Source organism: Vibrio sp. KUL78 (assembly GCF_059725505.1).
In genome coordinates, this window is record NZ_AP045837.1 from 1,294,274 (window position 1) to 1,313,223 (window position 18,950).

Genomic DNA, 18,950 nt, shown 5'->3' on the forward strand with positions numbered 1-18,950 from the left:
TTCTGTTATGCGGCTTGTAAGGCCTGATTTCGATATTCCATCGGAGTCAGGCCTTTTAGTTTCACTTTGATGCGCTTTGTATTGTAATACTCGATGTATTCATCAATTTGTTCGATTAAGTCATCCGCATCTTCAAAGTGCTGATTATGGTACATTTCTGTTTTCAGCAAGGCAAAGAAGTTCTCTGCCACCGCATTATCCAAACAGTTTCCTTTTCGCGACATACTTTGAGTTAACCCCCTGTCAGCGAGAGTTTTCTGATATTTCCTATGCCTATATTGCCACCCTTGATCGCTATGAACGATTGGCTTTGAGTTCTCATCTAAAGTCGCAACTGCCTCTGTCAGCATGTCTGTGACCAGAGGTAAGCACGCGTTTTTTGCAACCTTATAAGCGACGACTTCCTGCGTAAACAGATCGACGATTGGTGATAAGTACACCTTCTGCTGCTTAACTTTAAACTCAGTAACATCCGTTACCCACTTTTCATCAGGCTTCGTTGCATTGAAGTCCCGCTCAAGCACATTTGGTGCGGTTGTTCCTGCCTCTCCCTTGTATGAGCTGTATCGCTTGGGCCTAACCGTTGATTTTAGGCCAAGTAACCTCATCAGACGTTGGACTGTCTTGTGGTTAAGAGTGACGTTACGCCTCCTTAACTCGAGGTGAATGCGACGATAGCCATATCTCCCTTTGTGGTCATGATATATTTTCTCGATCAACTGCTTCTCATCTTGATAGCTATCGGCGGCGTTGCTCGACTGCGCGTGATAATAGAAGCTACTTCTCGCTAACTTAAGGGTATGCAAGAGATGTTGTTGTAGATGTTGATTTCTAAGAGCTAGAACTACTTTCGTTTTTTCTGTGTTCGACGACGTTTCTCCTGTTCCAGCTCCTCTAACTTTTTTAAGACAGCGTTCTCTGCTCGCAAGTACGCTAACTCCTCTTTGAGTTCTTCCAATGTCTTCTCATCATCGTGCTTATCTTGAATAAAGGGGTGCTTACTCATTGTTGGTCGTCCTTTGCTACACTCAAGCCCCTGGATACCATCTCTTTCGTATTGTTTGAGCCAAACGGAGAGAGTGCCAGGAGACGAAAAATTCAGTACCGCACTAGTGTGGCCGACAGACCAACCATTCGTCCACATGTGTTTTAAGGCTTGCAGTTTGGTTTGTGCGTTCTTTTTGCAAACCCATGAGGCATAAATGCTTGAGCACCATGAATATCAAGCACTTGAGCCCAGTAACGTATTTGACGTGATGGTATGGAATGAAGACGAGAAAGCTCACCGGATGAACTCTCGCCTTGTAGATATTGTTTTGCTATCGAGCATTTTAATGCTCTGCTGTACTTGGACATAAAAAAGACCCCCAATAATTGGTGTCCAACTATTGGGGGTCAGTTCACCTTGGCTTCGGTTTTTAATAAGTAGGCTAACAACAATTAGCATACAACCTTGATTGCCAAACCACCTTGAGAAGTCTCGCGGTATTTAGCGTTCATGTCTTTGCCGGTTTCAAGCATAGTTTCGATGACTTTGTCGAGAGATACGCGAGGAGCCGAAGCTCGGCGTAGTGCCATGCGAGTTGAATTGATCGCTTTTACTGCAGCAATGCCGTTACGTTCGATGCATGGTACCTGTACCTGACCAGCAACTGGGTCACACGTCAAGCCTAGGTTGTGTTCCATCGCGATTTCAGCCGCCATACACACCTGCTCTGGGCTACCGCCCATAAGCTCAGCAAGACCAGCAGCAGCCATAGAACATGCAACACCAACTTCACCTTGGCAGCCGACTTCAGCGCCAGAGATAGACGCATTTTGCTTGTACAGTCCACCAATCGCACCAGAAGCTGCGAAGAAGCGGATGTAGTCCTTCTCAGTCACGGTTTGGATGAACTTGTCGTAGTAAGCAAGAACTGCTGGGATAATTCCGCAAGCACCATTAGTTGGTGCTGTTACAACACGACCGCCTGCAGCATTTTCTTCGTTTACTGCGAAAGCAAACATGTTAACCCAGTCAACAACCGACATTGGGTCAGTCGTCGTTTTCTCTGATGTGATAAGTTGCTGGCGAAGCGCTGCAGCACGACGCGGTACGCGCAGTGGACCTGGCAGAATACCTTCAGTGTTCATACCACGTTCCATACACTCACGCATGGTACGCCAAATGTTAGCAAAGTAAGTGCGCGTCTCTTCATCTGAGTGGATTGCGTGCTCATTTGCCATCACAAGTGTACTAATCGATAGGCCATTGTCCTTACATAGATTAACGAGCTCTTCAGCTGAGTTAAACTCATAAGGCGCTTTGAGTGCAGAGACTTCTTCTTTGCCAAAGTTTTCTTCGTCAACGATAAAACCACCACCGATAGAGTAGTAAGTTTTTGAGTAAGCCAACTCTTCGTCGATCCAAGCGTGGATCTGCATGCCGTTTTCGTGCAGCTCCAAGTTGGTTGTATGGAAGTTCATTCCGCCTTCGCGTGGGAATGAAACCGTATGGCAATGCATACCAACCGGTAGACGTTCAGTTTCTTCAACGCGAGCTATGAATCCTGGGATTGAGTCGATGTCGACTTTCTCTGGCGAGTTTCCTGCCAAGCCCATGATGATAGCAATATCTGTGTGGTGACCTTTCCCTGTCAGCGATAGTGATCCATAAACATCTACAGTGATCTTGGTGATGTCTCTTAGCTTACCCATTGTACGTAGGTCGTCGATGAACTCTTTACCAGCTTTCATCGGACCAACGGTGTGTGAGCTTGAAGGACCAACACCAATTTTGTAGATATCAAAAACACTGATCATACTGATTTGCCTCTAGAAAAGCCCCTAAACGTGATAGGGGCTTAAATTATCGTTATTGTGTATCGAGATACGGTTTAATCGAGATGTTCAATTGACAGCGTCAATTAAAAAGCGCCGTAGATTACCGAAGTAATCGCTGCAACACCACAGATTGCTGTAAAGATTTGTACAGGTGCAGAAGTTTTGTACTTCGCCATTGCTGGTACTTTCTTCATTGCGTAAACAGGCATCAAGAATAGGATTGCAGCAATCATTGGTGCACCCATAGTTTCAATCATACCTAGGATGCTTGGGTTGATGATTGCAACGATCCAAGTAGTCACTACGATGAACACCAGAGACGCTTTCTCAATCTTACCGATAGGTGCTTTAGAGCGTGATTTACCAAGACCTACAAGACCTTCGTGAGCACCTAGGAAGTGGCCAAAGTAGCTTGAAGTGATCGCAGCGAACGCAACAACAGGGCCTAGGATAGAAATAAGAGGAGACTCGTGAACGTTTGCAAGGTAAGACAGTACAGAGATGTTTTGTTCTTGCGCGATAGAAAGCTGCTCTGGAGATAGAGAAAGTACTACCGAGAATACGAAGAACATAACAAAGCCCATCAGCATCATTGCCGCGCCGCCAGTAATCATATCAGTCTTCTTAACTGCTTCCTCACCGTAAACACGACGTTGCTCTTTAGAGAACTGAGAAATGATTGGGCTGTGGTTAAATGAGAACACGATGATAGGGATAGCAAGCCAGATAATAGCAGGCATTGAACCCCAGTCTGGGCTTACGCTCATCATTGAAGTGTTCCAGTCTGGAATCAGGTATACAGACAGTGCTAATAGGATGAACACCAATGGGTAAACCATCGCTGACGTCGCTTTTAGCATGAGCTCTTTACCGAACACAACGCCACATGTCATTGCACCAATCAGACAGCCAGATAGTAGCCAACGAGGAATGGATTCCATGCCCATTTGGTTGACTAGGAATGAGTCCACTGTGTTTGTGATACCTACACCGTAGATAAGAACAATTGGATAAATAGCGAAAAAGTAAGCGAAGGTAATAAGGTTTGCACCCGCTTTACCAAAATGTTCTTCAACAGTGTCCGTGATATCCGCATCTGGGTTTTTGGCAGAAAGAACAAAACGCGCTAAGCTCTTGTGCGCAAACCACGTCATTGGTGCTGCAATTAGGGCTAGGATAACTAATGGCCAGAAACCGCCAGCACCTGCTTTGATTGGAAGGAAAAGTACGCCAGCACCAACAGCCGTACCGAAGAGAGAAAGGGCCCAAGTGAAATCTTTATAGGTCCACTTAGACGAAGAGCGGCTCGCTGCCGCAGTAGTTGTGGTAGTCATAGGTTAATACTCATTTTTTGGGAACAGGAAATAAGTCGGCGGCAATATTGCACGTAAATTGCAGGTAAAAACTAGATCTAGGTCATGATTTTGATGGGGATATAAGTAGCACGAATGTTTTCGTTATTTTAGTCACGTTTTTTGTGTGCTACTGATAAGTTGAGCTGTGTTTAGGGATTAGAAAAAATAATGCGAAAGAAGGGCAAACGTTTGGCTGAAATTAGAGTAATTAGTTTAACAAAAGCTGAGTTTGTAAGTTTTCGATGATTTGAGCAGTGACACCCCAAATAAAATGTTCTTTATAAGGTATGGACAAAACACGATGTCGCTGACCTTGAATACGAAAAGCAACAGAAGACAGATTCGCAGGAGAAGCTAAAAACTCAAGAGGGACCTCAAAAAGATAGTCGACTTCATTGGTATCGATTTTAGGCCGGTAGTTTGCATCGACAAAAGCTAGCACGGGTGTGACGTGAAAAGCGGTAACGGTCACCAGCTTCGGAAGGTTACCAATGATCGAAAGGTGTTCGTGAGATACACCGATCTCTTCTTCAGTTTCACGAATAGCAGTGAATACCGGGCTATCGTCCGTAGATTCGACTTTTCCCCCGGGGAAGCTTATTTGACCGGGATGATGCTTCAAGTGGCTAGCTCGTTTGGTCAGTATGACGTGAAGTCTACTCTCACGTTCAACTAAGCCGATCAGTACACTAGCCTCTCGAAGTGAGCGTCTATCGACGCTTGCAGTTCTTTGTTTTGTATCCTTGTGATAATCCTTAGTCTGAAGAAGCTGAAAGCGTGCTAAAAAATCGGTTTTGGTCATAAAAAACTCACTACTACTAGACCTTGGACACAAAAATCTCGAAGCTCCAGCCTTTATCGCGTTTATTGGTGGTTGAAGAGCTAAACAGGAATCAAACCATAGAGGCAAGGTATTCGTTAATCTGACCTTTAATCACGCCGAGTTCCTGAATAACAAATTGAATATCGTCAGCTTGAGGTGCCTCACCATTACGAGTCGTTCCTTCAATCGCTTCTAGTTTCTCTACCGCTTTCCCTTCACCAAAGCTAGCAAGAATGCCTTTGAGCGAATGCGCGGTGATAAAGAGTTCGCTCCAGTTTTGCTCGTTGTAGAGTGACTGAATTTTCTCTGCGCCATTCTCATGTTCTTCCATAAACGCCATAAATACGGCTGCGATGATGTCCTCGTCATTATCCATGTAGCTACGAAGTACGTCGAAATCTATCATCCTACTGTCCTTTTATTATGTTTGCCGATACTTGGTTAAGAGATTGCCCTATTTCGTTACCAAACTCAGATACTTAACAACCTTAGTATAGATTATAAAAAAGAGAAGTCAGTGATCCAGTAGATCTAAACTTTATCTTCGACCTTGCCAGAGATCTAAGACTTTCCTACTAATTTGCTCATTTTTTGAGTAATGCGTATGAAGTAAATTTTGATGCATAGCATAAACGTGACTATTCTTGACTATGCGACTCACCTCGAAACAATAGAATGAATAAGTTGGCTAGGGTCGCGCTTAAAAAAATGGAGATGAACATGAGCGCAAGGATCGAAAACACTAAAACTGAGTTTGCCGGCGGCACGGCCGACTTTTACTCAAAGTACATCCAAGACGTTGTTGGGATCGACCTACTAACCCCCGAGCAAGAGTATCACTATGCGACGCTTGCACGTCGCGGTGATAAAGCGGCGAGAGACGTACTTATTGAGTCAAACTTGCGTCTTGTCGTTAAGATTGCAAGAGGCTATACAAAACGCGGCTTAAACAACCACACTATTCTTGATCTCATAGAAGAGGGAAACCTTGGATTGATCAAAGCGATAGATAAGTTTGAACCTGAAAAAGGTTTCCGTTTTAGTACTTATGCGGTGTGGTGGATTCGTGAGAGTATTGAATCTTCATTAATGAATACTGGACGCACTGTACGTTTACCCGTTCATGTGATCAAAGAGATCAACCGCTTGTCCAGACAGACCAATGACATGGTGTCTGATCTGAAAAGAGCCCCTTCAGTCAAAGAAATCGCCGAGCAGACTGCAAACTCGCAAAAACACGTCAGTGAGCTTATTCACATGAGTGGTTTCATCGAATCGAGTTCATCGGTTGATATTGTAGACAAAGAGTATACTAGCTTAGATACATGTCGATCAGAGGCAATACCTGAGCCGTACGATATTTGTCATGATGAGATGTTATTGAAGAGTCTTGAAAGAGTGGTGCTATCTCTGCCGGAGAAATATCGAGATATCGTGATACATCGATTTGGACTTTTTGGAAAAGAAGTGCTCACTTTAGATTGTCTTGGTGAGATGTATGGGCTTTCTAAAGAGCGTGTCAGACAGTTACAGCAAGAAGGGGTCGCGAAACTTCAAAACAGACTTCGATTTGATGGCTGGGTTAGTAATTAGCGACGGTTTTAATTAGTGTTGCAATGGAGCTTCGTTTGAGGCTTTTAACAGCAGCTTGTTGAGCCGAGATTGCGTTGGGGATTGAGGTAAGGTCGTTAATACACGTCTAAAAGACGCAAAATACACATGACTGCGCAGCACGGTTAGGATTGTCGATTCAAGGCGTTCTAATCGACTGCGTTTTTCTTTCTCTGAAGAGGATAGCCAGTCTCCTTTTATCGTGCTTTTGGAATCGAGTGAAAAGCTATTCCAAAATGTTTGATCCTCCCCAAATAGAGGAGAGTAACCACTTTGGTACCATGCTTCAATCATCTCCCTAATCTCTATCTCTTCGAGTGGTATTTCTTGCTCACTCAGTTCGACTCCTTTAGGTAGAGTTTCACAATAAGAGTAATCCAGTTTGTTCTTTACGTATTTGTACATAATGTAAATGGGTAGTGATGACGCAGTTAACATATCATAAGCCAAAGCTCTTCTCTATTGATAAATATAAAATTAGAGTCTTGACTCGTTATTTCCCGTTTAGCTATGCGGTTTGCTTTTCTAACAAGTAATGAAGGTACTGACACTCGAGTGAATCTTTACGCCACTGTGAAGTGATTCTTCTCAGAGCGCTTTGATATGCTCGACATCGGATCAAAACCGCTAGAGTTTGAGTCAGTCTTTTGAAGTTGCTTACTTGTTCCCAGAAGTTAACTTTTGTGTTTTGGGCGTCGATAAAAGGGACAAAGCCCACCTCATACCAACACTCTAACACCTCCCTAATTTCGAATTCTTCTTCTGGTATGTCCCCTTCGGTTAGTTTGGTGTGCATTGGAGGTGCAATCCGATATTCATCGTCATAGATGTTTTCAACGTAGACGTAATCCATTTGAATCCTCCATAGGTGAGCCACATGACAGTAAACTAGAAACTAAAAAATAAGATTCAAGAAAAGAATGGCTTGAATTTAGCTTTGATTCTCCTAGTTTGCTTCTGTGCAACAAAGTCCCAAAAGAGAGACTTTGAGCAAGACGTTGTTGGCTGATTAAAATAGAGAGAGCAAGATGCTATCTAAGCAGGCTGAAGCAGAAAAATTGTTCTGGTCGGAACATTTACACGACATCACTACCGAAGTGTCGAAGGGCGCATTTTGGCAACATGTGCTGGGTTACGATGCCAATCAGTCTAATATTAATCCACCCTCTATCGACAGTGTGAACCATATCTTAACCTTGATAAGAGACGTTCAGTTTACGGGTTCGCCTTCCGCTGTCCCTATTGCCTTAGAAACAACAATAGGTGAACTAATCATCGTTAAGTTTGAAATCTATTTGATATTAGACAACAACGTAAAAGGGTGTATTGAGGTGCTTTCACATACTGAAGCACGCCTAGCCAGCACCGAACTTTTGGAGCACGTGTTGGATGACCCAACTCGAGGGATTCTAGTCACCAATCAAAAGCATCGCGTTTTATTTGCCAACGAGAAACTGTGCCGAGACCATGGCGTATCTTCGATTTCTCTATTAGGAAGGGATATCAGTGATGCTGACCTTTTCCATAGTGATAAACGACATATTGAGGCTTTTCAGAAGCGTATTGAGCGTGAAGCGAAATGGCGCGGCGCGCTAATAACTAAAGCAAAAGATGCTCGTTCTACGCTTGAAATGGTTTATATCAAGAAAGTGGAAATCGCTAAAGATCAGTGCTTCTTCATCTATACATTTTTAGGCGAACACCAAAAGCCTGCACACCCCAGAGTCCAAAACTCGACAAGTGCGCCTAATTTAGACGAGATGGATGAAGTCGCGTTTCGAAATAACGCTAGGAGACTTTCTTCTAAAGGAGGAAAGTACATAGTTGTAAGTTTGCGTCCTCGATTTTACTGTGAACTAGAGGCGGAATCTTGTCAGAAAGTGTTCGCTGCATTAAAAGCTTTCCATGATGCGGATAGTTTTGGTTACCTGGGTAGAAACACTTTTGTTGTGTTACTGAAAATACGAGAAAATGATGTTGAAGATGTCGCTACCATTAATCTATGTATCAAGCAGTTCTTCTCTGGGCTTAGTAAATATTTAGAAGACCACTTAGTTAACGACATATCTGATGGACAGATAGGTGTTGCTCTTCATGGCTTTAACAAGTGCGGTATGGATGAGGTGATTTCCCAATCTGTACAAGCAATGTTTGTTCATGATTCAAAATCGAGTAGCGTCAACTTCTATGATGAAGTGCTCGTCCAAGCGAGCATTCGCCGCAAAAAGCTAGAGAGTTTGCTCTTAGAAGCGATTCAAAACAAACAAATCGATGTTCATTTTCAACCGATAGTGGATACCAAGTCAGGCGAAGTGGTGAAGTTAGAAGCGCTGTGCCGATTCCAATTCTCCGAATTGGATTATTGTGTTCAAGAAATGATTCATCTGGCGGAAGAGCTAAAGATGATCAACACCATTGATATGCTGGTGGCTGAACGCGCGATTGAGGAGTTTCTCGTTTTGGATGCGAGTGTCCCGCAGAAACTAACGCTTTCTTTAAACTGTTCAATTGCCGATACAGATTCACCTCATCTCGATGAGCTTTATGAGTTTATCAACGCTTCACCGGTTTCAAACAAAGATGTGACAATTGAGATTACTGAAACGTCCTACTTCGAAAAAAACATCAATAACTCCAATCTTTTAGAGAAGATTCGCTCATCGGGTGTGAAAATAGCCGTAGATGACTTTGGTACTGGTAACTCTTCATTTTCCTATTTTAGTGACTTCCATTTTGATGAGTTGAAGATAGATCGTAAGTTCATCACCGATATCGACCAAATAAAGCAAAAATTCTTTGCGGTTAACATGCTGAGGCAACTTTCTCATGATCTCAACATTAAGGTAGTGGCTGAAGGGGTAGAGCATGCTAGAGAACTTGAGACGCTTAAACTGATCGATGTTGATTACATTCAAGGCTATTACTTTTATCGTCCGATGAGCTCAAAGCAATTGAAACAAGAGCTTATCGCTTCGGGTCGAACACATTAACCTTTTGTGGTTTTAATTGGAGCTCACATGGACAGCGAAGGACAAGATGCTGCTCTACTGATACGCCTACCTAATGGTGCGCTGCTGTTTAATCGCGAGTTTTTAAAGAGCCAACTTTCAGAGCCGAACGCTTTGTCTCCCGAGCAAGTTCTATGCGAAAACCCGGAGGGCATTTTTAAAGACTTTGGCAATGGGTTTTACGCGTTCATCTCGACCCCGGCTTCCAGTTACAAACTCGTTTTGACCTGTACATTGGGAGATATGTCTTTCAAAACTTGCTGTAATTTGGATGTGACGAAAGCTTTAGAACTTCCTAAAGAGCTAGCTATCGGGGTAAGACCTCCAGAGGTTTTGGGCTATAGCATATTGAGCGATGGAACGGTAATGATTCCGGTAACGATAGCAAAGAAACATGCCTCTGACTCGTATGCAAATGTAGGGCTGTCGGAACTTGTGTCAGCAACAGTGTCAGAAAACGGATATGTGTGCGAGCGAACTAGTCGTTATCTTGTAGTGTATCCACGAACTTCACATGAACATCGAAAAAATAGTACCGCATGCCATTTAAAGCTCAAATATAGCAAAGTAGGACAGGAGTCGGAGCATCACTCCAGCATGTGTGTTGAGCCTGGTATTTTTGATAGCATTTTTACCGATAGATCGAGCTTAAACAGCAAAGTTGCCTGCTTTCATCAGAGTGAACTCAAAGCGATGATTCCAGATGTAGCGAGTCCAATAGCCTTTGTTGATCGAGTCTACTCGCTTAAAGACGAACAATTCTTGGAGCCCAGAGGAGATGGATCGTTTGTCGATCTAAACCGTCAATGCTCCCGTGAACTCGATGCCTATGCCTACCTGGTTAGCGATGGGGTTGAACATGTCGCCCTTTGCGTTGCTATTAACGCTCGAGTCAATCCTGAGGCTGCTATGTCTGGTCGCGGGGGCGCCTATAATGACTCAATTCACTAAGTTCAACGATAATGCGTGTTTTAATTTTTTCTATGGGCTATGCAGTTCCATTGAGTCCTAACTTATTGTTTGAAAACTAACAATATTTGAAATCAGTCGAGAACTGTCCTAAAACTTTAAGTTAAAGGGTAACCTCAATTTAGAATACTTAGCTGGCATGGAGAAAGTGAATGAAAGGAATTATCTTTACCGAGTTCATGGAATTGGTTGAGGAGAAGTTCGGTTTGGATGTCCTAGACGAAGTTCTGGAGATGTCTGGAGATGAGGGGGTTTATACAGCTGTTGGCAGTTACGACCACAAAGATCTCGTCAAACTCATTGTTAACTTGAGTAAAAAGACCAATATTGACCCTGCTACACTGCAGCAAGTCTTTGGGCAAACCGTATTTAAAACATTACTTAACTCGATCCCTGAGAATGCGAGTATCGGCAGTAGCGTGTCTACGTTTCAGTTTATTCGACATGTAGAGGATTATATTCATGTTGAAGTGAAGAAACTCTATTCTGATGCTGAGCCACCGAAGTTTCACTTTATTAGCGAGACTGAAACAGACATGGTAATGGACTATCAGAGCGCTCGTTGCATGTCACATGTTTGTCTGGGCTTGATTGAAGGTTGTGCTGAACATTTTGGTGAGTCGGTGAAAGTAAAAATGACTCCGCAAACAGAAGATAGTAGCGTCGTCCGTTTTAATTTGACTCTAGCCTGAGGATGACATGCCTAGTAGTTCTGCCATAGAACGAAAGCTGAAGCGTGAGATAGCAGCTAGAAAAGCGGCAGAGGCTCTTCTGGAACAGAAGAGCTTAGAGCTTTTTAATGCCAATCAGCAGTTAGAGGTTGCATTAAAACAGACGGAAGCTCGCTCTGAAGCGAGTTTCTTGCGCTTAGATTTTCAGCAAAAAATAGAACGTATCCTAATCCATTTTGGGCGTACCTTCCTGCGCACAAATCTTGATGATGTTCTGGTTATAGAGTTAGTTAATCAACTCTCTGAAATCAGTGATGATGTTGCATGTTCTATTGAGTTACCAGGCAAGCCGATACCTACACTCAAAAAATCTCAATATCAAACCAAGTCTTATCTCGCCTTGGGAGAAAAACACGATATCGCCAGGTCCTGCATACCTATTGAACTCGAGCAAGATGTCATCGGGAAACTTGAGTTGGCCGTAGATGAATCTACCTTTGATATGGATTTTGTCAGTAGTCAGATGTCTTTAGTTTGCGAGTTGCTCTCTAGCTCGATAACGCGTCAAATCATCAACATCCGTTTGGTCGAATCTAAGGAGCGAGCCGAGGCATCTGAGCGTTCTACTCGTGAGTTTTTAGCGATGATCAATCACGAACTTCGGACACCTCTGAACGGCTTGCTAGGAAGTGTTGAACTCCTTGCTGATACCGGATTGAGTGATAGCCAAAAAGATTTGCATCACAACCTCAGTCAGTCGGGGCAGTTGTTACGATCGATCATTAATGACCTATTAGACTTCAGTAAAATTGATGCAGGAATGCTGGAGCTCATTGAGTCAGATTTCACGTGGAAAAGCTTGGAGTCTACCCTGCGAAGCATTTTTGAGCACAAGGCTCAGGAAAAGCAGATAGGGTTTGTAATTAAGTCTAATGGCTTTGAGCAAAGGCTGATAAAGGGCGATCTCGAGCGTGTAACGCAAATCTTTGTCAACCTCATTGGTAATGCGATTAAATTCACCGATAAGGGCAGAGTAGATGTTGTTGTCAGTAATGGCGACAACGGGCTAAATATCTCTGTTTCCGATACGGGCATTGGGATTAGCGCGGCCGCGCAGAAAAAACTATTTCAGCCGTTTACCCAAGCCGACAGGTCGAGTTCGCGAAACTATGAAGGTACAGGCCTTGGTCTTGCCATCTGCCGTCGATTGGTAGAGCTAATGGGGGGAACTATCTCACTTGAAAGTGAGCTCGGCAAAGGTACGATATTTCATGTTCTTTTGCCGCTTAAGACGACGGTTCAACAAGCGGCCAATGAGCAAGTGCAGACGGATAATGCCGCAGAGCTAGATTTGTCATCTCTCAAAGTCCTGGTCGTAGACGACATAAAGATGAATCAAGTTATTATCACCAAGATGCTCAGCAAATTGGGTATCTCTCCCGATTTAGCCGTCAATGGTCTTGAGGCGGTCGAACATGCGACCAATCAGGAATACGATATTATCTTCATGGACTGCAGAATGCCTGTTATGGATGGCTTTGAAGCCACCAAACGCTTGCGAGATGCAAGCTATGTAAAACCCATTGTAGCGCTAACCGCAGGGACTACGTCCGAAGAGCGACAGAACTGCTACGACGTAGGTATGGATGATATTCTTTCTAAGCCATATACCGCCAAAGACCTTACTCAGACTTTGGCGAAGTGGGGACCTTCTTGGGGCTTAGAGGCTATCTAAGATAGGCAGAATTTTGCCAAGTTTATGATAGGTCTCTTGGTATTCATCGTCACAAACACTGTCAGCAACAATGCCTCCGCCCGCCCATGCGTATACTTTTCCTTTTGTAGCAATCAGCGTTCGAATGGTAATGCTGGTATCCATCACACCATGCGCGCTGATGTATCCAATACTGCCACAGTAGACGCTTCGTCTATGAGGCTCGAGCTCTTCAATGATTTCCATCGCGCGAACTTTAGGCGCGCCTGTAATTGAACCACCAGGAAAGCAGGCACGAAGCAAATCTGTGGCACTGTATTGATTATCAAGCTCACCGACGACAGTACTTACTAAATGATGCACTGCGGGAAAGCTTTCAATCTCGAACAGTTTAGGAACCTTTACTGAGCCGGGTTTCGCCACTCGACCAATGTCGTTTCGAAGAAGATCGACGATCATTAAGTTCTCCGCCTGATCTTTAGGCGCGTTCGCTAACTCATCGGCACTGAGACGGTCTTTGTCTGCATTACTGAATCGTGGCCTTGTCCCTTTGATCGGTTTGGTTTCGATATCGCGATGATGAAGCTGTAAAAAGCGCTCCGGAGAAATACTGAGAATCGCGGTATCTTCTGTTCGGATAAATGCACTAAAAAGGGGCTTGGTTGTGCTCATCTAGAACATCAAAGGCATGCCATTCACTTCCTTGATACTCTGCGCAGTGTCGCTGCGCGAGGTTAATCTGGTAGCTGTCGCCGGCCGCTAAGTACTCTTTAACAGAGTTGAAGCGCTGTTGGTAATCATCTTGCGTCATGTTTGATTGCCATTCGGTACTCAGCCTAAACGGCGTGCGTTCGCTGGGCTTTTGACTCTTTAGCCAGGCAAGTTGAGCATAGACATTAACCCCAGCAACGACTGCCTTCTGTTCTTGATGATCGACGAGTAGCGCCCAATCATAAATGCCTACAGCCATATCGGGAGCACTGATATCGTGATCGGCAATCGTCGGGATGCGTTCAACGCGTCTTCCTAGGTCATAAGCAAAATAACCAACCGCACCACCAATAAAAGGCCAGTCGGTCGTTAGTTCTTGCGTGCCAATTTTCGCTTTCACCAGTTGATCGATAATAGTGAAAGGGTCTTCTTCATTAGAGCGTACGAGGTCGCCTTCTGTAACTTGAGATTGCTCGCCAAAGGTTTGCACAGTCGCCACTGGATTCGCCACTAAAATATCGAATCGATTATTCTCGTGCTCGAGCGTCGAAGACTTTAAGAGCATCGCCCATGGAAGGTGCTCGATGGACGCGAAGTATCGTTTGGCTAAATCTGGTTGGTAAGGTAGGTCAACGAATTGAATAGATTGGCTTTCTTTTTTGTTCATTTGCTTAAACTGTGACAGAAACGTTGTCGCACTCATGGCGCATAGTGGAAAGCAAGAGTATCATATTTTCACAACAAAAAGTCGGACATTTAGCCCTGATAAAACTATGGTTAAAGTGAGTGATGTTAAGCGCTGCAATCGCAGTACTTACTCACTTCCTCGTTGTTTCGAGAGAAACGGATAGGGTTTGACAGGCCAAACAGTGCGACACCCTGGAAGCTAAAATTATAAGAGGTATTCAATGGCGGTTATTCGTAAAGAAGATGTGATCAGCTCCGTTGCTGATGCATTGCAATACATCTCGTATTACCATCCTCTCGATTTTGTTCAAGCCCTAGACAAAGCTTATCAAAAGGAAGAAAGCCAAGCGGCGAAAGACGCTATCGCGCAGATCTTAATCAACTCACGTATGTCAGCAGAGGGTCACCGACCTATCTGCCAAGACACGGGTATCGTGACGTGTTTCGTGAACATTGGTATGAATGTTCAGTGGGACAGCGATCTTACCGTGCAAGAGATGATCGATGAGGGCGTTCGTCAAGGTTACACCAACCCAGATAACCCACTTCGCGCATCGGTACTGAAAGATCCGGCTGGCAAACGCATCAACACCAAAGACAACACACCAGCTGTCGTACATATCAACATGGTGCCGGGTGACAAGGTTGAGATTCAAATCGCAGCGAAAGGTGGCGGTTCAGAAAACAAAACTAAGATGGTAATGCTAAACCCATCTGACGATATCGCCGAGTGGGTAGAGAAAACACTCCCTACTATGGGGGCGGGTTGGTGTCCACCGGGTATGCTGGGTATCGGCATTGGCGGTACAGCAGAAAAAGCGGCGGTACTGGCAAAAGAATCGCTGATGGAGCACATCGACATTCAAGAGCTTATCGACCGTGGTCCTCAAAATGCGGAAGAAGAGCTGCGTTTAGACATCTTTAATCGAGTGAATAAGCTAGGTATCGGTGCACAAGGCCTTGGCGGCCTCACAACGGTTGTTGATGTTAAAATCAAAACAGCACCAACGCACGCAGCATCAAAGCCTGTTTGTATGATTCCTAACTGCGCCGCGACGCGTCATGTGCACTTTACTCTAGATGGCACTGGTCCTGCTGAACTCACGCCACCAAAACTGGAAGAGTGGCCAGAGATTACTTGGGAAGCGGGTGAGAACACACGCCGTGTTAACCTTGATGAGATCACTAAAGACGATGTTCAAGAGTGGAAAACAGGCGAGACGCTGCTGCTTACGGGTAAAATTCTGACAGGTCGTGATGCCGCCCATAAGCGTATTCAAGGCATGTTAGAAAGCGGTGAAGGTCTACCTGAAGGTGTCGACTTTAAAGGTAAATTTATCTACTACGTTGGCCCGGTAGATGCGGTAGGCGATGAAGCAGTAGGTCCAGCAGGTCCAACAACCTCGACGCGTATGGATAAGTTCACCGACATGATGCTGTCTGAAACTGGCCTAACAGGCATGATTGGTAAAGCGGAGCGAGGTCCTGCGGCGATTGAGTCAATCAAAGAGCACAAAGCTGTTTATCTAATGGCGGTAGGCGGCGCTGCATACTTGGTAGCGAAAGCGATCAAGAAGGCGAAAGTTGTTGCGTTTGAAGATTTAGGTATGGAAGCGATTTACGAATTTGAAGTCGAAGACATGCCAGTGACTGTCGCGGTGGATTCGAGTGGTGCGAATGCTCACCAAATCGGTCCAGATACGTGGAAAGTGAAAATCGCGGAAGCGGAAAGCGCATCCTAGTTTGAGTTCAAAAAAGTGAGTGTGTGAAAACATACTCACTTTTTTTTATCTATAATTCAGGCGTATACTGAAGAAAAAGAACCAAGGAGAGTGCAAACATGCCTCGATTTATACAAATATTACAAATCGCAGTACTACTAGTAGTGGGTTTCTTTGTTGGCTATGACCTGATTTTACACGGGATCAGCATCTTCAACGAAAAATACGTCACCATGGCGTGTGTGTTGACCGTATTGCTGGAAATTGCTCTGTTTGTTATCTACAAACTCATCGAAGACGATTAGTATTTTTTAGCGTCCGAATACTCTAAGCCCCTGAATAATATCAGGGGTTTTTTGTTCATATTTGGTTAATCTCGTATAGTGCACACTGTTCCTCGTTATTTGTATTGGAGTAAGTTGAATGAACCGCATTGGTCAAGAAGTCTCAGATTTGTTGCATCGAAGCCTAGATTCTCACGTTCGAATTGCTGTGACTGGTCTTTCTAGGGCGGGCAAAACAGCATTTATCACCTCATTGGTGAACCAGCTACTTCATACCTCGACACATGATAACTTGCCTCTGCTTGAGTGTGCGAGGGACGGTCGTCTTATCGGCGCGAAGCGAGTACCACAGTCGAATTTAATGGTTCCACGCTTTGCCTATGATGATGCGATGGCGCAACTGCACTCGACGCCACCTGAATGGCCTCAGCCAACTCGAGATGTCAGCGAAATCCGACTAGCAGTAAAATACAAGCCAGCTAAAGGTGCAAAACGCTTATTGAGTAAGACGTCGACCCTTTTTATCGATGTTATCGATTACCCAGGGGAGTGGCTGCTGGACTTGCCGTTGCTCGATCTTACTTTCGAAGAGTGGAGTGAACTTCAGTTTGCCAATCTATCGGGGATTCGAAGTGAATGTGCACAACCATGGCTGGAAGCACTAGATAGTTTTGATGGTGCGGTAGAAGCCAATGAGAAAGTTATCGCGGATATTTCTCAAACATTCACTGAGTACCTGTTTGCGTGTAAAGACCGAGGATTACATTGGGTGCAGCCGGGTCGATTCGTATTACCCGGCGAACTCGCGGGCGCACCTGTTCTGCAGTTCTTTCCGTGCAAGCCGTCGACGGATAAGCCTGAAAAAGGCAGCGGCTACGCGATGCTAAAACGTCGCTATGAAGAGTATCAAACTAAGGTGGTTAAACAGTTCTATAAAGAGCATTTTGCAACCTTTGATCGTCAAATCGTACTGGTGGATTGTCTACAGCCTTTAATGGCTGGAGACGAAGCATTCAATGACATGAAGCAAGCGCTTCAACAGATTATGAAGAGCTTTCGCTACGGTCAGTCGAACCTTCTTAGACGCTTATTTGCCTCGAGGATCGACAAAATACTATTTGCCGCGACTAAGGCCGACCACGTAACACCGAACCAGCATGGCAACTTAGTGAGTTTGTTGCAGCAAATGGTTCACCCTGCGTGGCAAGAGACGGCATTTGAAAATATTGAAATGAGCTGTATGAGTGTTGCTTCAATACAAGCGACTGAGGCCGGGTTTGTTGGTAATGGTGGTGATAGCTCGCCTGCGCTGCGAGGCACCACGCTCGAAAACCAAACGCTAACCCTGTATCCGGGTGATGTGCCAGCTAGGTTGCCAAAACCTGAATTTTGGCAGCAAAACGGCTTTGAGTTTACCTCATTTAGACCTCTTGAAAGTGCACAGGATGCTCCTTGTGGTCATATTCGTCTTGATAAAACGATGCAGTATTTGATTGGAGACAAACTTCGATGAGTGATGTGAAAAACAGAAAAGTCTTTAATGAAGATTTGTCCAACGTTGAACAAACTTTGGACATGAACAGCCAAAAACTGTTTGAACCTGAGCAAACCTTTGTTCCTGTTGAGGTAAGCTCGGTAGAACAAGAAGATGAAAAACAGCTGGAAAAGACCATACGTGGTAGCAGTAAGAAAGGTTGGATTGCGACCACGTTCTTAACGGCGTTTGCGGGTCTTGTGGGGTGGCAGGCGATCGACAACGTCATTACCGCTGCGACAACGGGTGACTACCTCTCGTTGGGCTGGTCAGCGTTGGTCACTGGTGTTGCCGTTATGGGTATCGGCGCGTTTGGTAAAGAGCTCTTCAAGCTGCGCAAGCTTAAGAGCCATTTTTCGGTTCAAGAAGAAGCGCAGGCATTATTGGATAATGACGCTGTGGGTAAAGGCGAAAATTTCTGCCAAAAACTGGCTCAAGAAGCGCAGATACCTGCTGAAAACCCAGCCTTTGATCGCTGGCAAAACAGTGTGCATAGCGCCCATAGCGATGCTGAAGTGCTGGATATGTATCAGTCTATGGTGCTTACCGAGCAAGACAAGAAAGCAATGGTATCGGTATCTAAGCTCTCCGGAGAAGCAGCAATACTTGTCGCTCTCAGCCCGTTAGCGATTGCCGATATGCTGCTTATCGCGTGGCGAAACTTTCGCATGATCGACCATATTTCTGAGATCTACGGTGTAGAGTTGGGTTATTGGTCAAGGTTAAAGCTGTTTAAATTGGTGTTGGTGAACATTGCTATTGCTGGTGCGAGTGAACTAGCCATTGAGTCTAGCGCTGACATACTGTCGATGAACTTGGCTGAAAAACTATCGGCTCGTGCTGGACAAGGTTTGGGTGTAGGTTTAGTGACGGCTCGTCTAGGGTTGAAGACCATCAGCTTAATGCGTCCTATACCGTTTAAGCAGGAGCAGACTCCGAGATTAGGTTCTATTAGAAAGTCGGTCGTAGAAAGCCTGAAGAACAAGTTGAGCTAAATTGATACTCAAATCACATTCCAAGAAACTTGATGATATTTATG

At 44.6% G+C, this 18,950-nt stretch carries 18 protein-coding genes and 1 pseudogene; 10 read left to right on the plus strand and 9 right to left on the minus strand.

From position 1 onward, the window contains the following. Nucleotides 1–5 precede the first annotated feature (5 nt). The gene (locus tag AC6I8Y_RS06290) at nucleotides 6–959 is read right to left on the minus strand and encodes an IS3 family transposase (protein WP_498021429.1); all 954 of its coding nucleotides are present in this window, start codon (nucleotides 957–959) and stop codon (nucleotides 6–8) included. Then, the gene (locus tag AC6I8Y_RS06295; RefSeq protein ID WP_498020756.1) at nucleotides 845–1,144 is read right to left on the minus strand and encodes a helix-turn-helix domain-containing protein; all 300 of its coding nucleotides are present in this window, start codon (nucleotides 1,142–1,144) and stop codon (nucleotides 845–847) included. The genes AC6I8Y_RS06290 and AC6I8Y_RS06295 overlap by 115 nt, the downstream gene beginning before the upstream one ends. A 58-nt stretch (nucleotides 1,145–1,202) precedes the next feature. Here AC6I8Y_RS06295 and AC6I8Y_RS06300 point away from each other — a divergent pair, with 58 nt between their 5' ends. Then, entirely contained in the window at nucleotides 1,203–1,358 is a 156-nt protein-coding gene (locus tag AC6I8Y_RS06300) for a hypothetical protein (protein WP_498020145.1), read from the plus strand. Nucleotides 1,359–1,440: 82 nt separating this feature from the next. Here AC6I8Y_RS06300 and AC6I8Y_RS06305 read toward each other — a convergent pair whose 3' ends face one another. From AC6I8Y_RS06305 to AC6I8Y_RS06320, 4 genes are all read right to left on the minus strand, one after another. After that, the gene (locus AC6I8Y_RS06305) at nucleotides 1,441–2,802 is read right to left on the minus strand and encodes an L-serine ammonia-lyase (RefSeq protein ID WP_394151860.1); all 1,362 of its coding nucleotides are present in this window, start codon (nucleotides 2,800–2,802) and stop codon (nucleotides 1,441–1,443) included. 104 nt (nucleotides 2,803–2,906) lie between these two features. Then, nucleotides 2,907–4,157 carry an aromatic amino acid transport family protein gene (locus AC6I8Y_RS06310; RefSeq protein ID WP_394151862.1) on the minus strand — a complete coding sequence of 417 codons (1,251 nt, stop codon included), beginning with the start codon at nucleotides 4,155–4,157 and terminating at the stop codon, nucleotides 2,907–2,909. Nucleotides 4,158–4,386: 229 nt separating this feature from the next. Then, nucleotides 4,387–4,980, minus strand: coding sequence for a CoA pyrophosphatase (locus AC6I8Y_RS06315; protein WP_498021109.1), 594 nt, complete (start codon nucleotides 4,978–4,980; stop codon nucleotides 4,387–4,389). A 91-nt stretch (nucleotides 4,981–5,071) separates the two neighbouring features. Further along, on the minus strand, nucleotides 5,072–5,407 hold the full coding sequence (locus tag AC6I8Y_RS06320) for an Hpt domain-containing protein (RefSeq protein ID WP_234493993.1): 336 nt from the start codon (nucleotides 5,405–5,407) through the stop codon (nucleotides 5,072–5,074). A 314-nt stretch (nucleotides 5,408–5,721) separates the two neighbouring features. On the opposite strand from AC6I8Y_RS06320, the gene AC6I8Y_RS06325 reads away from it, so the two are divergent. Then, entirely contained in the window at nucleotides 5,722–6,594 is an 873-nt protein-coding gene (locus AC6I8Y_RS06325) for a sigma-70 family RNA polymerase sigma factor (protein ID WP_394151867.1), read from the plus strand. Between the two features lie 12 nt (nucleotides 6,595–6,606). Here AC6I8Y_RS06325 and AC6I8Y_RS06330 read toward each other — a convergent pair whose 3' ends face one another. Both AC6I8Y_RS06330 and AC6I8Y_RS06335 read right to left on the minus strand, forming a co-directional pair. After that, a complete protein-coding gene (locus AC6I8Y_RS06330; RefSeq protein ID WP_394151869.1) occupies nucleotides 6,607–7,050 on the minus strand; it encodes a hypothetical protein in 444 nt (147 codons plus the stop codon). Between the two features lie 70 nt (nucleotides 7,051–7,120). Continuing rightward, the gene (locus AC6I8Y_RS06335) at nucleotides 7,121–7,465 is read right to left on the minus strand and encodes a hypothetical protein (protein WP_394151871.1); all 345 of its coding nucleotides are present in this window, start codon (nucleotides 7,463–7,465) and stop codon (nucleotides 7,121–7,123) included. Nucleotides 7,466–7,640: 175 nt separating this feature from the next. On the opposite strand from AC6I8Y_RS06335, the gene AC6I8Y_RS06340 reads away from it, so the two are divergent. The 4 genes from AC6I8Y_RS06340 (at nucleotide 7,641) to AC6I8Y_RS06355 (ending at nucleotide 12,995) form a co-directional block, all read left to right on the plus strand. Continuing rightward, on the plus strand, nucleotides 7,641–9,602 hold the full coding sequence (locus AC6I8Y_RS06340) for a sensor domain-containing phosphodiesterase (RefSeq protein ID WP_394151873.1): 1,962 nt from the start codon (nucleotides 7,641–7,643) through the stop codon (nucleotides 9,600–9,602). A gap of 27 nt (nucleotides 9,603–9,629) precedes the next feature. Next, entirely contained in the window at nucleotides 9,630–10,571 is a 942-nt protein-coding gene (locus AC6I8Y_RS06345) for a hypothetical protein (protein WP_394151875.1), read from the plus strand. Between the two features lie 170 nt (nucleotides 10,572–10,741). Beyond that, entirely contained in the window at nucleotides 10,742–11,281 is a 540-nt protein-coding gene (locus tag AC6I8Y_RS06350; RefSeq protein WP_394151876.1) for a heme NO-binding domain-containing protein, read from the plus strand. A 7-nt stretch (nucleotides 11,282–11,288) separates the two neighbouring features. Continuing rightward, nucleotides 11,289–12,995, plus strand: coding sequence for an ATP-binding protein (locus tag AC6I8Y_RS06355; RefSeq protein ID WP_498021110.1), 1,707 nt, complete (start codon nucleotides 11,289–11,291; stop codon nucleotides 12,993–12,995). On the opposite strand, the pseudogene pabB reads toward AC6I8Y_RS06355, so the two are convergent. Then, a pseudogene (gene pabB, locus AC6I8Y_RS06360) lies at nucleotides 12,981–14,388 on the minus strand (aminodeoxychorismate synthase component 1). The gene AC6I8Y_RS06355 and the pseudogene pabB overlap by 15 nt on opposite strands. Nucleotides 14,389–14,593: 205 nt before the next feature. Here pabB and AC6I8Y_RS06365 point away from each other — a divergent pair. The 4 genes from AC6I8Y_RS06365 to AC6I8Y_RS06380 all read left to right on the plus strand — a co-directional run bounded on the left by AC6I8Y_RS06365 (nucleotide 14,594) and on the right by AC6I8Y_RS06380 (nucleotide 18,906). Continuing rightward, nucleotides 14,594–16,114 (plus strand): fumarate hydratase, encoded by a 1,521-nt coding sequence (locus AC6I8Y_RS06365; RefSeq protein ID WP_498021111.1) that lies wholly within the window; start codon nucleotides 14,594–14,596, stop codon nucleotides 16,112–16,114. Between the two features lie 98 nt (nucleotides 16,115–16,212). After that, nucleotides 16,213–16,398, plus strand: a complete 186-nt coding sequence (locus AC6I8Y_RS06370) for a hypothetical protein (RefSeq protein WP_042477374.1) — start codon at nucleotides 16,213–16,215, stop codon at nucleotides 16,396–16,398. A gap of 118 nt (nucleotides 16,399–16,516) precedes the next feature. After that, nucleotides 16,517–17,890, plus strand: a complete 1,374-nt coding sequence (locus AC6I8Y_RS06375) for a YcjX family GTP-binding protein (RefSeq protein WP_498021112.1) — start codon at nucleotides 16,517–16,519, stop codon at nucleotides 17,888–17,890. Beyond that, complete coding sequence (locus AC6I8Y_RS06380; protein WP_498021113.1) at nucleotides 17,887–18,906, plus strand: YcjF family protein; 1,020 nt, start codon at nucleotides 17,887–17,889, stop codon at nucleotides 18,904–18,906. The genes AC6I8Y_RS06375 and AC6I8Y_RS06380 overlap by 4 nt, the downstream gene beginning before the upstream one ends. Nucleotides 18,907–18,950: the final 44 nt, after the last annotated feature.

Bases quoted from the DNA above. Each gene is read 5' to 3' on its own strand.
- AC6I8Y_RS06340 (WP_394151873.1), top strand. From the start codon at position 7,641: ATGCTATCTAAGCAGGCTGAAGCAGAAAAATTGTTCTGGTCGGAACAT.
- AC6I8Y_RS06305 (WP_394151860.1), bottom strand. From the start codon at position 2,802: ATGATCAGTGTTTTTGATATCTACAAAATTGGTGTTGGTCCTTCAAGC.
- AC6I8Y_RS06300 (WP_498020145.1), top strand. From the start codon at position 1,203: ATGCTTGAGCACCATGAATATCAAGCACTTGAGCCCAGTAACGTATTT.
- AC6I8Y_RS06335 (WP_394151871.1), bottom strand. From the start codon at position 7,465: ATGGATTACGTCTACGTTGAAAACATCTATGACGATGAATATCGGATT.
- AC6I8Y_RS06375 (WP_498021112.1), top strand. From the start codon at position 16,517: ATGAACCGCATTGGTCAAGAAGTCTCAGATTTGTTGCATCGAAGCCTA.
- AC6I8Y_RS06320 (WP_234493993.1), bottom strand. From the start codon at position 5,407: ATGATAGATTTCGACGTACTTCGTAGCTACATGGATAATGACGAGGAC.
- AC6I8Y_RS06365 (WP_498021111.1), top strand. From the start codon at position 14,594: ATGGCGGTTATTCGTAAAGAAGATGTGATCAGCTCCGTTGCTGATGCA.
- AC6I8Y_RS06315 (WP_498021109.1), bottom strand. From the start codon at position 4,980: ATGACCAAAACCGATTTTTTAGCACGCTTTCAGCTTCTTCAGACTAAG.
- AC6I8Y_RS06330 (WP_394151869.1), bottom strand. From the start codon at position 7,050: ATGTTAACTGCGTCATCACTACCCATTTACATTATGTACAAATACGTA.
- AC6I8Y_RS06380 (WP_498021113.1), top strand. From the start codon at position 17,887: ATGAGTGATGTGAAAAACAGAAAAGTCTTTAATGAAGATTTGTCCAAC.
- AC6I8Y_RS06345 (WP_394151875.1), top strand. From the start codon at position 9,630: ATGGACAGCGAAGGACAAGATGCTGCTCTACTGATACGCCTACCTAAT.
- AC6I8Y_RS06325 (WP_394151867.1), top strand. From the start codon at position 5,722: ATGAGCGCAAGGATCGAAAACACTAAAACTGAGTTTGCCGGCGGCACG.
- AC6I8Y_RS06310 (WP_394151862.1), bottom strand. From the start codon at position 4,157: ATGACTACCACAACTACTGCGGCAGCGAGCCGCTCTTCGTCTAAGTGG.
- AC6I8Y_RS06295 (WP_498020756.1), bottom strand. From the start codon at position 1,144: ATGTGGACGAATGGTTGGTCTGTCGGCCACACTAGTGCGGTACTGAAT.
- AC6I8Y_RS06370 (WP_042477374.1), top strand. From the start codon at position 16,213: ATGCCTCGATTTATACAAATATTACAAATCGCAGTACTACTAGTAGTG.
- AC6I8Y_RS06350 (WP_394151876.1), top strand. From the start codon at position 10,742: ATGAAAGGAATTATCTTTACCGAGTTCATGGAATTGGTTGAGGAGAAG.
- AC6I8Y_RS06355 (WP_498021110.1), top strand. From the start codon at position 11,289: ATGCCTAGTAGTTCTGCCATAGAACGAAAGCTGAAGCGTGAGATAGCA.